Genomic DNA, 13719 nt, shown 5'->3' with positions numbered 1-13719 from the left:
GAAGTCATTCGCCGCGAACGTCCGTAATTTTTAGGGAAATCACCGATGCTGCGCCATTTTTTGCGCGAGTATCATGCGCTCGACAGTTTGATCACGTCAGAGCTAATTCGCTCGCCCGGAAACGGACGAGCGTTTTTTTTCGTCCGCGATAGCGCCGGTTACGAAACTTTTACCGCCGAAACGGGCACTTCGAGCCGATCGCCGTTGGCGACGAGCACGCCGTTCTTCACGAGTTCCGCCGCCAGGCCGCGCAGCAGCGCGGGCCACGCCGCGCGCGGCGCCAGTTGCGCGGCGGCGGCGCGCAGCATCGACGCCTCGCCGACCAGCGCTTCCAGCGCGTCGAAGCTCATCGCGCGCACTTCGAGCAGCTTGAACACGATCAGCACCTTGAGCGCGTTCCTGGCGTTGCGCGCGGGATCGGCGCGCAGCCACGCGAGGCGCGAGAACGCCCGCTCGAGCGCGGCGCCCACGTTCGCGAACGGCGCGCCGTGACCGGGAATCACCGTGCCGATGTCGAGTTGCGCGATGGCTTCGAGCACCGCGTGCTGTTCGGCGAAACCGCTCGCGCCGTCGAGTTCGGGAAAGATCACGCCGAAGCCGTTTTCCCAGAGCGCGTCGGCGCTGATGAGCACGCGTGGCTCGGCGGCGTAGAGCATCAGCGAATCGGGATCGTGGCCCGGCGCGCCGATCGCCTGCCATTCGAAGCCGCCGAGCGTGAGCCGGTCGCCCGCCGCGAGCGTGCCGGTAAAGCCAAAGCGCTCGCAGGTCTGGCTCGTCGCGCGAAACGTGAGGCGCGCTTCGTCCCACTCGCGCACGGCGCTCGCGCCGGCGGCCGGTACGAGCGTGGCGCACGCGGGCCATTGCGCTTGCAAACGCGCGTTGCCGCCGCAGTGATCCGAGTGCAGATGGGTGTTGACGATGAGATCGAGCGCGCGCCGGTTGCCGCCATGATCGAGCGCGTGCCGCACGAGCGCGAGCGTTTGCTCCGCATGCGTGGCGTAGCCCGTATCGACGAGCGCCGTGCGGTGTTCGTCGATCATCAGCACGTTGTTCGACGAGAGCCAGCCGCGCTCGAACACGCGCAGGGAGGCAGGCAGGGGCGCGGGCAAGGAAGCAGACGAAGCGGCAGGCACGGTGCTCATGTCAGTGCGCGGCGTGCGTGGGTTTCGGCATGACGAGAATGGTCGCGTGGCCCACGACGAGCGTCGCGCCGTGCTGGTTTCTGGCCTCGCCCGAGAGCTTCACGAGATCGCCGTTCAGGCTCGGTTTCCAGTACGCTTCTTGCACGCGCCATTCGAACGTGATGACGTCGGTGGCATAGGCGGCGCGCTTGAGCTTGATGTCGAATTCGAGCCCGAGCGGTTGCGCGTATTGCGAGAAATGCGTGGCGAGCAGCGCCATGAAATGCGCCGTGGGCTGCGTGCCCGAGGCGATCAGGCCGCCGAAGCGGCTTTGCGCCGCGTAGGCATCGTCGAGATGGAGCGGGTTGAGGTCGTTCACGAGCAGCGTGAACGATTTCACCGACTCGGGCGTGAGCGCGAGCGTCGAGCGGCACGTCTCGCCGATCGTCACGACGCGCGCGGGCGCATTCATGGCAAATCTCCTGGTTGTGCTGACTGATTTCGCGCGAGCCATTGCGCGTGGCGCGCTTCGATGGCGTCCCACACGGCGCGCTTCGCTTCGTCGTCGAGTGCGGACCACGACGCGATCTCGTCGATGGTGCGCAGGCAGCCCTCGCACAAGCCCGTCCGCGCGTTCATGCGGCAGATGTTGATGCAGGGCGAGGGCGTGCTCATCGGCGTGCGGGGCAAGGCGCTCACGCGTCGCGCAACGCGACGTCCACCACCGGCGCATCGGTCAGCGCAACGAGTTCGCGCGGCGAAAGATTGAACACCGCATGCGGATGACCGGCGGCGGCCCACAGGCTGTCGAGCGCGAGAAGATCGGCGTCGATCAGCGTGACGGGCGCCGTGGCGTGGCCGATCGGGCACACGCCGCCAATCGCATAGCCGGTTTTCTCGCGCACGAACTTCGCGTCGGCGCGGCCGATTTCGCCCACATGCGCGGCGACCTTCTTTTCGTCGACGCGATTCGCTCCGCTCGCGATCACGAGCACGGGCGCATCGTCCTTGCGGCGGCGAAACAGGATCGACTTGGCGATTTGCGCGACTTCGCAGCCAAGGCCCGCGGCGGCTTCGGCCGAGGTCTTGCCGGTTTCGGGCAGCATCACCACGGGCTTGGCGTGGCCGCGCTCGCGCAGCAGCAGCGCGACACGGCGCGCGGAATCGGGCAGATCGTCGAGATTGCCGGAGTGGGTAGCGAGGGTTTCGGTCATGAATCGTTTTCCTTCGGACTGCCGATCGAATGGATGTGGAAGCGCGGATTCCGCGGATTCAGGCGCACGCGGCTTCGCTGCGCGCTTTCGCCAGCAGCGCCTTGCCCGCGCGCGAGACGTTCGCGCGGCCGATCGCGTTCGAGATGAAGTCGCCGGCGGCGACGACCTGATCGAGGTCGATGCCGGTGCGAATGCCGAGGCCGTTCATCAGATACAGCACGTCCTCGGTCGCGACGTTGCCGGTCGCGCCCTTCGCGTACGGGCAACCGCCCAGCCCGGCCACCGAAGCATGAAAGATCGCGATGCCTTCTTCGAGCGCCGCGTAGATGTTCGCGAGCGCCTGGCCATAGGTGTCGTGGAAGTGGCCCGAAAGCCGCTCGCGCGGGAACGCCTGCGTGACGGCCGCGAACACTTCGTGTACGCGCTTCGCGGTGCCCACGCCGATGGTATCGGCAATGTCGATCTCGTCGCAGCCGAGCGCGGCGAAGCGCTCCACCACGTCGACGACCGAAGCCACCGGCACTTCGCCCTGATACGGGCAGCCGAGCGCGCACGACACGCTGCCGCGAATGCGCACGCCGTGTTCTTTCGCGGCTTGCGCAACGGGCGCGAAACGCTCGATGCTTTCGGCGATGGAGCAGTTGATGTTCTTCTGCGAAAACGCCTCGCTGGCCGCGCCGAAAATCACGATTTCGTCGGCGCGCGCGGCCAGTGCGCCTTCGAAGCCGCGCAGGTTCGGCGTGAGCACCGAATAGATCGTGCCCGCGCGCCGCTCGATGCCGGCCATGACGTCGGCGCCGTCGGCCATCTGCGGCACCCATTTCGGCGAAACGAACGAAGCGGCCTCGATGTTGGGAAAGCCCGCTTTCGACAGACGGTTCACGAGTTCGATCTTGGTTGCGGTGGCAACGAATTCCTTTTCGTTCTGCAAGCCGTCGCGCGGACCGACTTCGACGATTTTCACTGCGTTCGGTAAGGCCATGTTCGTCTCCTGCTGTGTCTGTCTGATAAGGGCGTGTTCAGTAGCCGCGCTGCACGTGTACCACGCCGCTCACCGCTTCGCCGCGCGCGAGCGCGCCGATCTTGTCGGCGATCTGCGAGATGGCTTCGTCGCGCAAGGTGAGCGCGGAGCTATGCGGGGTGATCGTGATGCGCGGCTCGCGCCAGAACGGATGGTCGGCGGGCAGCGGCTCCTCGCGAAATACGTCGAGCGTGGCGGCCGCGAGCGTGCCGCGTTCGAGTGCGTCGAGCAGGTCGGCTTCGGCCAGATGCGTGCCGCGCGCGACGTTCACGAGATACGCGCCGCGCGCGAGTTTGCCGAAGGTGCGCGCGTCGAGCACGTTTTCGGTGTCGGGCGTGGCGGGCAGCAGGTTCACGAGCAGCTTGACCTCGCTGAGAAACGCGTCGAATTGCGGGCCGTGCAGCGCGCCCGAAAAGGTCTCGATGCCGTCCAGCGTCTTCGCGCTGCGCGCGAAGCCGCGCACCGGCACGCCCAGCGACGCCACCGCGCGCGCGACCTGCGCGCCCAGCACGCCGAGCCCGAGCACGCCCACGGTGAAGGTCTCGCGAGGATGCGGCGCGAGCACATGCCATTCGCGGCGCGCCTGCGCGAGCGCGTACTCGTCGAAGCGGCGCAGATAGCGCAGCACCGCGTGCTGCACGTATTCGGCCATTTGCGAGCCCATGCCCGAATCTTCGAGGCGCACGAGCAGCGCGTTCGCGGGCAGCGTGCCCGGCGCTTCGCGTTCGTGCGCGAGGATCGCATCCACGCCCGCGCCCAGGTTGAAGATCGCGCGCAGGCCCGGCGCGGCGAACACTTCGCGCGGCGGCTGCCAGACGACCGCGTAGTCGGCGGGGGCCGTGTCGCCGTGCTGCCATTCGCGCAATTCGGCGTCGGGCAGGGCGCGCGCGAGGCCGTGCAGCCACGCGGACGCATCGGCTTGCGGGAGCCAGAACAGGATTTTCATGGGGCGAGGCGCAAAAAACTGGGCATGGGTCACATTCTACGTTTTCGGGCCCGCGCCCGCCGCGCGGTTTTCTCCCGATGCCGTTGCGGCGCGGCCGCGAAATAGCTAAGCAAAAAAAATTGGTTCGGCCCGAGGCCCGCGAACGCCACAATCGAATCACGCCATGATTCAGCGAGGAAAAAATCATGCTTTCGTGCGCGCAAACGCGTTGGCCGCCCCGCCTCGTCACCGTGCCCGGTTTGCACGGCAGCGACGGCGCGCATTGGCAAAGCTGGCTCGAACGCCAGTTCGCGCGCTCGCTGCGCGCCGGGCAGGACGACTGGGACGCGCCCGATCTCGCGGTCTGGAGCGCGGCGCTCGCCAACTGTCTCGCCGCCGAGCGCGGCCCGTTTCTGCTGGCGGCGCACAGCTTCGGCTGCCTCGTCGCGGCGCATGCGTTGCTGCGAGGCGTGCTGGACGCCGATATCGTCGGCGTGCTGTTCGTCGCGCCCGCGAGCCCGGAAAAGTTTCGCTTCGCCGGGCTGTTCGAGGCCGCGAAGCTCGCGGTGCCGTCGATTCTGATCGGCAGCGAAACCGATCCGTGGATGCCGCTCGAAGGCGCGCGCACGCTCGCGCAGCAGTTGGGCAGCGCATTCGTGAATCTCGGCGACGCGGGGCATATCAACACGGCGGCCGGTTTCGGGCCGTGGCCGCGCGCGAGGTATTTCGTCGATACGCTCGTGCATGGCGCCGCGCCCGCGCGCCTGCGCGACGAGGCGTTCGACGCGAGCGGACCGGCGTTCGCCTGACGCGCGCCGGCGCGGCTTCAGTGCGCGGGCGCGGTGCGCAACAGGCGCGCCGTGTGCAGCGCGATCATGCCTTCCTCGTCGGTGGGCACGGCGAACACCGGCACGCGGCTGTCGCGCGCGCTCACGCGTTCCTGGCCGCCGGCGTTCGCCTTGAGGTTGGCTTCGGCATCGAGCGTCACGCCGAACAGCGGCGCAAGGCGCTCGCACACCCGCGCGCGAACCGGCGCGGCATGTTCGCCGATCCCGCCCGTGAACACGAGGCCGTCGAGGCCGCCCAGCACGGTTGCGAGCTTGCCCACTTCCTGCGCGATGCGATACGTGTAGAAGTCGATCGCGAGCTTCGCCCGATCCGCGTCGCTCGCGAGCAGTTCGCGCATGTCGCTGCTCACGCCCGAAAGCCCTTTTAATCCGGACTCCTGATAAAGCAGTTTTTCGATCGCGTGATAGTCCATGCCGCGCGCCATCATCCAGAGCACCGCGCCCGCGTCGATCGCGCCGCTGCGCGTGCCCATCGGCAAGCCGTCTAGCGCGGTGAGGCCCATGGTGGTTTCCACGCTCTTGCCGTCGTGCATCGCGCACAGGCTCGCGCCGTTGCCGAGATGCGCGGCCACGAGCCGCCCGCGCGCGATTTCGGGCGCCACTTGATGCAGATGCTTCGCGATGTATTCGTACGAGAGACCGTGAAAGCCGTAGCGGCGAATGCCTTCGTCGTAGAAGTGATACGGCAGCGCGAACAGTTGCGCCATGATGCCGTTGGTCGCGTGAAACGCCGTGTCGAAACATGCGACCTGCGGCAACTCGGGCGCGGCGAGCCGCACCGCGCGAATGGCCGCGAGATTGTGCGGCTGGTGCAAGGGCGCGAGCGGCGTGAGGGCGTCGAGATCGCCGATCACCTTGTCGTCGATCAGCACGGCTTCGCGGTATTGCGCGCCGCCATGCACGACGCGATGGCCGATCGCCGCGGGCGGCGTGTCGCGCAAACCCACGGCGAGCACGAGGCGCAGCAGGCGAAAGGCGGCGTCGTGGTCGGCGACTTGCGCGACCGGGAATTTTTCGTCGACGATCAGCCGCCCGTCCGCCATGTGCGCGACCACGCGCGGCGCCACGCCGATGCCCTCGATCTGGCCGCCCGCGCCGTGAATCGCGCGCGCGCCGCCTTCCACGCCCGCATCCTCGATCACGCGATACACCGAGCACTTGATGCTCGACGAGCCCGCGTTCACCACCAGCACGACGTGGCCGGGCAAGCTGTGTCCGTCATGAGCGTGATTCACAGGATCTCCGTGGCTTTGCGCGCGCGCCGCGCGTGCGCGACCAGCACGGCAATCGCGCAACTGCCGATGCGCGAGCGCACGCTGTCGGCGCGGCTCGTGAGGATGATGGGCACGCGGGCGCCGAGCACGATGCCGGCCGCTTCGGCGCCCGCGAGAAAGGTGAGCTGTTTGGCGAGCATGTTGCCCGCTTCGAGGTCGGGCACGAGCAGGATGTCGGGGTCGCCCGCGACCGGCGAGCGGATGCCCTTGATGCGCGCGGCTTCGGCGCTGATGGCGTTGTCGAACGCAAGCGGGCCGTCGAGCAGGCCGCCGACGATCTGGCCGCGGTCGGCCATCTTGCAGAGCGCGGCGGCGTCGATGGTCGAAGGCATCTTGTCGGAGACCGTTTCCACCGCGCCGAGAATGGCGACCTTGGGCGTGCCGATGCCGAGCGCCTGCACGAGTTCGATGGCGTTGCGCACGATGTCGGCTTTGTCGGCCAGCTTCGGGAAGATGTTGACGGCCGCGTCGGTGATGAAAAGCGGCTTGTGATACGAGGGCACGTCCATCGCGAACACATGCGAAAGGCGGCGCTCGGTGCGCAGGCCGTTCGCGCCCAGCGCGACTTCGTGCAACAGTTCGTCGCTGTGCAGGCTGCCTTTCATGAGCAGTTCGGCCTCGCCTTCGCGCACCGCGAGCACGGCGCGCGCGGCGGCGGCGTGGCTGTGCGGCGCGTCGATGATCCGGACGCCGTCGAGGCGCAGGTCGGCTTCCTCGGCCACGGCGCGAATCTTCGCCTCCGGGCCGACGAGGATCGGCACGATCAAGCCCAGATTGGCGGCGTCGAGCGCGCCGGCGAGCGAGGCAACGTCGCACGGATGCGCGACGGCCGTGGGCACGGGCGCGAGCCCGCCGCAACGGGCGAGCAGAACCGAATATTTGTCGGGCGATGCGGTCATGACGGACTCCAGACGAAATCCAGGCAGGAAGAACGAGCGGATTGCTGCGGCGCGCAAGGCGCTAACAGTGTAGTCCAGTGCGATGTGGCTGGTCAGAAACCTGCACGCGATTTGTAGGCGGCATCGTGACGCAGGCAGGCCGCTCGCGCTTGTCACGCTTCGTTCACGGCGCGGCGCGATGATCGGCGCTGAATCTGGCGGCCGACGGGCGGCGCTCGCGCGCCTTGACTTTCGGGCGCGCGCTGCCTAGATTTTGAGATGCCGCAGTGCAGCATGGTGCGGCGCGTGCGCCGTGAAGGGCGGGCTTGCGCGGCTCGAACGTGGCTTCGGCGTGAAATGTCGCGGCCCGAGCGATTTGCGCTGGGGTTGCGGCTTGGGCGGCTTGGGCGGCTTGAGCAGCCGCGTGGCTGTTTTCGCGTGCGATGGTTCATGCTGCACTTCGTTGCTTCGTTGCTTCGTTGCTTCGTTGCTTCGACGCTTCGTAAGTCGCGTTGCTTCGCCGCTTCGCAGGTCGCGCCGCTTCGTTGCTTCGCCGCTGCGTCGCTTCGTCGTTTCGAAGCTTCGCCGCTTCGCCGCTTCGCCGCTTCGCAAGTCGCGTCGCTTCGCCGTTTTCCGTACGGCTCGCGGTTCGCCTGGCCCGTGCGCCCGATCGCGACGCGCGCCGCCTTCGCCCGCGTCGCGCGCCGCACCGGTTCGACGCAGCCGCCGCCTGCGGCACCCGCGTTCCCCGCGCTCCCTTAAAGGAGATTCGTCTCGTGGCAGTTTCCACTCCGCAGTCTTTCTCGTCGCCGCTGGTTTCGTCGCCTTCTCCGTTTTCGTTCCTGCCGACGCTCGACGCCGGCGCGCCTTTCTGGCCCTTCGCGTCGCTTTCGTCGCTGCCGACGTTCACGCCGTTCTGGCCCTTCGCCGCCGCGCCTCGCAACGCCATGACGCCCGCGACCTCGCTCACCGGGACGGCCGCCGCCGTCCACGCCGCGGCCGAAGGCGCCGCCGGCAAGGGCGACGGTGCGGGCGCCCGCGCGGCAAGGCAGGCCGAGCCGCTCGCGCCCGCCGCCGCGCAGCCGCTCTACGATTACCTGTTCGACGCATGGCAGCGCGGCGTGCTGTTTCTCGACGTGCTGCGCGAGCGCGGCAACCAGACGTATCTGCACGAGCAGGCCGGCATGCCGCCCGTGCTCGCGTTCGACTACGACGTGATCGCCGACGGCCGCGAACTCGACGATCCCTGCAATTACGCACTCCTGCGCATCAAGCCCGACGCCGATGCGCCCACCGACCCGCGCATGCGCCCGTTCGTCGTGATCGACCCGCGCGCGGGCCACGGCCCCGGCATCGCGGGCTTCAAGATGGACAGCGAAGTGGGCATCGCGCTGCGCAAGGGGCATCCGGTCTACTTCGTCACGTTCTTTCCGGTGCCGTGCGACACGCAGACCATCGAATCGGTCGGCAAGGCCGAAGCGGTGTTCCTGCGCCGCGTGCGCGAATTGCATCCCGAGTCCGACGGCCTGCCGTTCGTGATCGGCAATTGCCAGGGCGGCTGGGCCGCCGCGCTGCTCGCCGCTTCCGCGCCCGCGCTGGTCGGGCCGCTGATGCTCGCGGGCTCGCCGCTTTCGTACTGGGCCGGCGTGCGCGGCAAGAACCCCATGCGCTATTCGGGCGGCATGCTCGGCGGCACGTGGATGTCGTCGTTCGCGGCCGATCTCGGCGACGGACGCTTCGACGGCGCGCATCTGGTGCAGAACTTCGAAAACCTCAATCCGGCCAACACGTATTGGGGCAAGCTCTACGGCCTCTATTCGAAAGTCGATACGGAACGCGAGCGCTTTCTCGAATTCGAGCGCTGGTGGGGCGGCCACTTCCAGTTGAATCGCGCCGAAATCGACTGGATCGTGCAGAACCTGTTCGTCGGCAATCACCTCACGCGCAACGAGGTCTATGCGAAGCACGCGCGCGCGCCGGTGGACCTGCGCAATATCCGCACGCCGATCATCGTGCTCGCTTCGTGGGGCGACAACATCACGCCGCCGCAACAGGCGCTCAACTGGATTCCCGACCTTTACGCGAGCGTGGACGAGATCGTCGCGAACGAGCAGGTGATCGTGTATTGCCTGCACGACAAGGTGGGACACCTGGGCATTTTCGTTTCGGCGAGCGTGGCGAATAAAGAGCACACCGAACTATTTTCGGCGCTCGATCTCATCGACGTGCTGCCGCCGGGACTCTACGAGGCGAAGATCAGCGACACGACGCCCGACGCCGCGCGCCTCGAGGCGCTCGAAGGGCGCTACGAGATTCACTTCGAGCGCCGCACCATCGACGACATTCTCGCGCTCGACGACGGCCGCGACGACGAGCAGCCGTTCGAGGTCGTGCGCCGCATCGCGGAGAACAATCAGCGTCTTTACGATCTGTTCGTTTCGCCGTTCGTGCGCGCTTCGAGCAATGCGTTCACGGCGCATGCGATTCGCGAGGCGACGCCCTCGCGCGTGGAGCGCGGCGTGCTGAGCGACGCGAATCCCGCGCTCGCCATGCTGCCCGCCGTGGCCGAAGCGGTGCGCGCGCATCGCAGGCCCGCGGCGCCCGACAATCCGTTCACGCTGCTGGAAAAGCAGGCTTCGGCGAGCATCGAGGCTGCCTGGGACGCCTATCGCGACGCGCGCGATGCGTGGGTCGAGAGCACGTTCTACAGCGTTTATACGGCGCCGTGGGTGCAGGCGTGGGTGGGCGTGGCGCCCAACACGCCGCTCGACCCGATCGCGCCGCCGCTCGCGATGCTGCGCAAGGAACTCGCGCAGTCGCGCTTGCGCGCGGCGCGCGCGCATCTCACCACGGGCTCGCTCGTCGATGCGTTCATGCGCATTGCCGCGTATCTCACCGACGAAATGCACACGGTGCAGTACCGGCCGTTCCAGCGCATGCGCGAACTCGCGCGCGAGTATCTGGGCGAGCGGCAACCCACCATCGCCGAACTCAAGGAGGCCGCGCGCCGCCAGGGCGCGGTCGTGCAACTCGATCCGCAAGCGGCGATCGAGGCGCTGCCCGCGCTCGTGCCCGACATGCCGACGCGCCGCGCGCTGCTCGCGGCGGTGTATCGCATCGCGACGGTTTCCGGGCCGCTAGAAGGCGAGCGCCGCGAGCGGTTCCGCGACGTGCAGCGCGCGCTGGGCGTGGAGCCGGGCAGCGAGAAGGCGGGCTTGACGGCGCAAGACGCGGGATCGGCGGCGGGCGATTCGGCGGCGGACGCCGGGCCGGGCGGGCTTGCGGCGAGCGAGGCTGAGCAATCGCACGGCGTGTCCGCAGCGAAGGAAGAGAAGGAGGCGAAGGCGAAGGAGGCGAAGGAGGCGAAGGAGGCGAAGGAGGCGAAGGAGGCGAAGGAGGCGAAGGGCGCCGCGCCGCATTCGTCGCCGGCCAAGGCGCGCCGCGCGGCGCGTGCGGTGAGCGCGAAGGCCGAGTCCGCCGAGGCAAAAAAGACGCCTGCCGCTGCGAAAACGCCGCGCAAGGCGCGCGCGGCCGCCGCGCCCACGCCGACACGCGCGGCGGGCACGCCGGCCACGCGCCGCCGTTCAACGCGCGGCTCGGGCGAGTAGACGTGCATGAACGCCGCGCGCGAGCGCGCTCCGCGGCGCGCCGTCGTGCTGCAATCGCGCTGCGGCGTTTCGCGCCCTGAAAAGCCGCAGCGCAGGCAACGCCGCCAGTAACGCGTCAAACGCCGAAACAGCGAGCCACGCCCAAGCACCGAAGCCCAAGCACCGAAGCCCAAGCACCGAAGCCCAAGCACCGAAGCCCAAGCGCCGAAACCCAAGCGCCGAAACCCAAGCGCCGAAGCCAACGCACCGAACCACGCGCAAACCCACGCCTCAACCCGCGCAGCCGTCCGCATAACCACCCCAGCGAGGTCAGCCATGCAGACACTTCCCGACCGGCCGCTTGCCGGCATGCGCGCGCTCGTGACGGGCGTCGCGAACGCCGAATCCATCGCCTACGGCTGCGCGCGCGCGTTCGCCGATCTCGGCGCGCAACTCGCGCTCACCTATCTCAACGACAAGGCGAAGCCCTACGTCGAACCGCTCGCGAACGAGCTGGGCGCGCAGTTGCTGCTGCCGCTCGACGTGGAGGACGACGCGCAGCTCGACGCCGTATTCGACGCCGTGCGCGCGACCTGGGGCACGCTCGACATCGCGCTGCACTCGATCGCCTACGCGCCCAGGGCCGACTTGCAAGGCGGCCTGCTCGAATCGTCGGCGCAAGGATTCGCCCGGGCCATGGATATCTCGTGCCATTCGTTCATTCGCATGGCGCAGCGCGCCGCGCCGCTCATGCCGCACGGCGGCACGCTGTTCGCGATGAGCTACGACGGCGCGAACCGCGTCGTGCCCAGCTACAACCTCATGGGACCGGTGAAAGCGGCGCTCGAAGCGTCGTGCCGCTATCTCGCCTACGAACTCGGGCCGCTCGGCATTCGCGTTCACGCCATTTCGCCGGGACCGCTCAAGACGCGCGCGGCCTCGGGCCTGCCCGACTTCGACCGCATGCTCGCCGACGCCGTGGATCGCGCGCCGCTCGGCGAACTCGTCGACATCATGGACGTGGGCTACGCCACCGCGTACCTCGCCACGCGCTACGCGCGCCGCATGAGCGGCAACACGGTGTATATCGACGGCGGCGCGCACATCATGGCGTGACGCGCGGCGCCGCATGACGCGAGGCGCCGGCATATGCATATTTCACATCCATCTAATCCGTTTTCGCCGGCTCGCTAGAATCGGGCGTTCGGTCTCCTGAGCGTTCTCGCGGGCAGGCCGCCACGCCATTCAACGAAAACGGGGATCACCATGGCAGGTTTGGGACGCACGGCGCGCTGGCTCGGCGCGGGCATCATCGCGTTGACGGTGACGGCGGCGCACGCCGAAACGTCGCTGCTCAACGTCTCGTACGACGTGACGCGCGAGCTGTACAAGGACATCGACGCGAGCTTTATCGCCGACTACCAGAAGAAGGGCGGCGAAACGGTGTCGATCCGGCAGTCGCACGGCGCCTCGAGCGCGCAGGCGCTTTCGGTGCTGCAAGGCTTGCAGGCCGACGTCGTGACGATGAACCAGCCCAACGACATCGACCTGCTCGCCGAGCGCGGCCATCTCGTGCCCGCGAACTGGCGCACGCGCCTGCCGGACGCGAGCGCGCCCTACACCACGACGATGGTTTTCCTCGTGCGCAAGGGCAACCCGAAGCACATCAAGGACTGGGACGATCTCGCGAAGCCGGGCGTGCAGGTCGTGATCGCCAATCCGAAAACCTCGGGCAACGGCCGCTACGCGTATCTCGCGGCGTGGGGCTACCGCAAGCAGCAGGGCGCGACCGACGCGCAGGCGCTCGACTTCGAGCGCGCGCTCATCAAGAACGTGCCGGTGCTGGACGCGGGCGGGCGCGGCGCGACCACGACGTTCACGCAGCGCGGGATCGGCGACGTGCTCGTGACGTTCGAAAACGAGGTGAACCTGATCGTCACGGGCGGGGACGCGAAGGACTTCGAACCCGTGTATCCCTCGGTGAGCCTGCTCGCGGAGCCGCCCGTCACGATCGTCGACAAGGTCGTGGACAAGCGCGGCACGCGCAAGGTCGCGCAGGCCTATCTCGACTATCTCTGGACGCCGGCGGCGCAGGAGATCATCGCCGAACATCATCTGCGGCCGCGCAATGCGCAGGTGCTCGCGAAGCACGCGAGCGAGTTCAAGCCGATCAAGACCTTCACCGTCGAGCAGGTGTTCGGTAGCTGGCAGAAGGCGCAAGCCACGCATTTCGCCGACGGCGGCACCTACGACCAGATCGTCGCGGATCGCAAGTAGCGCGTTTCGGCGGCGCAACGCATCCCGGTCAAGCCGGGCGCGCATGAAAAACGCCTCGCAGGTTTTCTGTGAGGCGTTTTGTTTTGGCACGGCGGCACGGCGGCACGGCGGCGGCGCGGCTTGTGGGGCGATCGCGTGTACTTCCGCGGCGCAGGCGCTCGACGCCCGGGCGCACGTCAATAGCAACGCACGTCAGAATCGGCGCGCGTCAATACCAGCGCACGTCGATAGGAGCGCACGTCAGAACCAGCGCGCCTCAATACCAGCGGCGATGCGCGTTCCATTCGCGGCGGCCGTACCAGCGGTGGCCGTCCCAGTAGCGGTCGCCGTGCCAGCCGATCACGACAGCCGGCGCGTATGCGACGCGCACCGGCGGCGGCGCCACATAAACCGGGCGCGGCGCGACATAAACGGGCGGCGGCGCGTACACCGGCGCGGGCGCCACATAAACCGGAGCGGGCACGCCGATGTTCAAGCCCACCGCGACGCCGGCCATGGCGGTTTGCGAAGCGGCGAGAACCAGGGCGCCGGCGCCCAGTGCGGCAAAGAGTTTCGTTTTCATGTGTGCCCCCTT

13 protein-coding genes are annotated in these 13719 nt (G+C 68.2%); 4 read left to right on the top strand and 9 right to left on the bottom strand.

Annotated elements, in window-relative coordinates; all coding sequences use genetic code 11:
- Positions 1–158: 158 nt before the first annotated feature.
- Genes U5805_RS12210 through U5805_RS12185 form a run of 6 tightly spaced genes read right to left on the bottom strand, consistent with a single transcriptional unit; the run spans position 159 to position 4302 of the window.
- Entirely contained in the window at positions 159–1142 is a 984-nt protein-coding gene (locus U5805_RS12210) for an MBL fold metallo-hydrolase (protein WP_322103731.1), read from the bottom strand.
- Position 1143: 1 nt separating this feature from the next.
- Positions 1144–1593: a MaoC family dehydratase gene (locus tag U5805_RS12205; RefSeq protein ID WP_322103730.1), complete on the bottom strand. Its 450-nt coding sequence runs from the start codon at positions 1591–1593 to the stop codon at positions 1144–1146.
- The gene (locus tag U5805_RS12200) at positions 1590–1796 is read right to left on the bottom strand and encodes a DUF1289 domain-containing protein (RefSeq protein WP_322103729.1); all 207 of its coding nucleotides are present in this window, start codon (positions 1794–1796) and stop codon (positions 1590–1592) included. The genes U5805_RS12205 and U5805_RS12200 overlap by 4 nt, the downstream gene beginning before the upstream one ends.
- A gap of 20 nt (positions 1797–1816) precedes the next feature.
- On the bottom strand, positions 1817–2335 hold the full coding sequence (locus U5805_RS12195) for a YbaK/EbsC family protein (RefSeq protein WP_322103728.1): 519 nt from the start codon (positions 2333–2335) through the stop codon (positions 1817–1819).
- A 58-nt stretch (positions 2336–2393) separates the two neighbouring features.
- Positions 2394–3317, bottom strand: a complete 924-nt coding sequence (locus U5805_RS12190; RefSeq protein WP_322103727.1) for a hydroxymethylglutaryl-CoA lyase — start codon at positions 3315–3317, stop codon at positions 2394–2396.
- Between the two features lie 37 nt (positions 3318–3354).
- Positions 3355–4302 carry a glyoxylate/hydroxypyruvate reductase A gene (locus tag U5805_RS12185; RefSeq protein WP_322103726.1) on the bottom strand — a complete coding sequence of 316 codons (948 nt, stop codon included), beginning with the start codon at positions 4300–4302 and terminating at the stop codon, positions 3355–3357.
- A gap of 185 nt (positions 4303–4487) precedes the next feature.
- Between U5805_RS12185 and U5805_RS12180 the strand changes: the two genes are divergently transcribed.
- Positions 4488–5090, top strand: a complete 603-nt coding sequence (locus tag U5805_RS12180; RefSeq protein ID WP_322103725.1) for an alpha/beta hydrolase — start codon at positions 4488–4490, stop codon at positions 5088–5090.
- A gap of 17 nt (positions 5091–5107) precedes the next feature.
- Here the strand turns inward: U5805_RS12180 and U5805_RS12175 are convergent, their stop codons facing one another.
- Both U5805_RS12175 and U5805_RS12170 read right to left on the bottom strand, forming a co-directional pair.
- The gene (locus U5805_RS12175; RefSeq protein ID WP_322103724.1) at positions 5108–6364 is read right to left on the bottom strand and encodes an acetate/propionate family kinase; all 1257 of its coding nucleotides are present in this window, start codon (positions 6362–6364) and stop codon (positions 5108–5110) included.
- Positions 6361–7302 (bottom strand): phosphate acetyltransferase, encoded by a 942-nt coding sequence (locus U5805_RS12170; RefSeq protein ID WP_322103723.1) that lies wholly within the window; start codon positions 7300–7302, stop codon positions 6361–6363. Before U5805_RS12170 ends, U5805_RS12175 begins: the two co-directional genes overlap by 4 nt.
- A gap of 755 nt (positions 7303–8057) precedes the next feature.
- Here U5805_RS12170 and U5805_RS12165 point away from each other — a divergent pair.
- From U5805_RS12165 to U5805_RS12155, 3 genes are all read left to right on the top strand, one after another.
- A complete protein-coding gene (locus U5805_RS12165) occupies positions 8058–10889 on the top strand; it encodes a DUF3141 domain-containing protein (protein WP_322103722.1) in 2832 nt (943 codons plus the stop codon).
- Between the two features lie 315 nt (positions 10890–11204).
- Complete coding sequence (gene fabI, locus U5805_RS12160; RefSeq protein ID WP_322103721.1) at positions 11205–11984, top strand: enoyl-ACP reductase FabI; 780 nt, start codon at positions 11205–11207, stop codon at positions 11982–11984.
- Between the two features lie 150 nt (positions 11985–12134).
- A complete protein-coding gene (locus U5805_RS12155) occupies positions 12135–13145 on the top strand; it encodes a sulfate ABC transporter substrate-binding protein (protein WP_322103720.1) in 1011 nt (336 codons plus the stop codon).
- 256 nt (positions 13146–13401) lie between these two features.
- Here U5805_RS12155 and U5805_RS12150 read toward each other — a convergent pair whose 3' ends face one another.
- Positions 13402–13707: a hypothetical protein gene (locus tag U5805_RS12150; protein WP_322103719.1), complete on the bottom strand. Its 306-nt coding sequence runs from the start codon at positions 13705–13707 to the stop codon at positions 13402–13404.
- Positions 13708–13719: the final 12 nt, after the last annotated feature.

The organism is Paraburkholderia sp. J41, assembly GCF_905220235.1.
Classification (GTDB): Bacteria; Pseudomonadota; Gammaproteobacteria; order Burkholderiales; family Burkholderiaceae; genus Paraburkholderia.
Note: the sequence above shows the minus strand (reverse complement) of the source record. Positions and strands in the feature narration are given on the sequence as shown.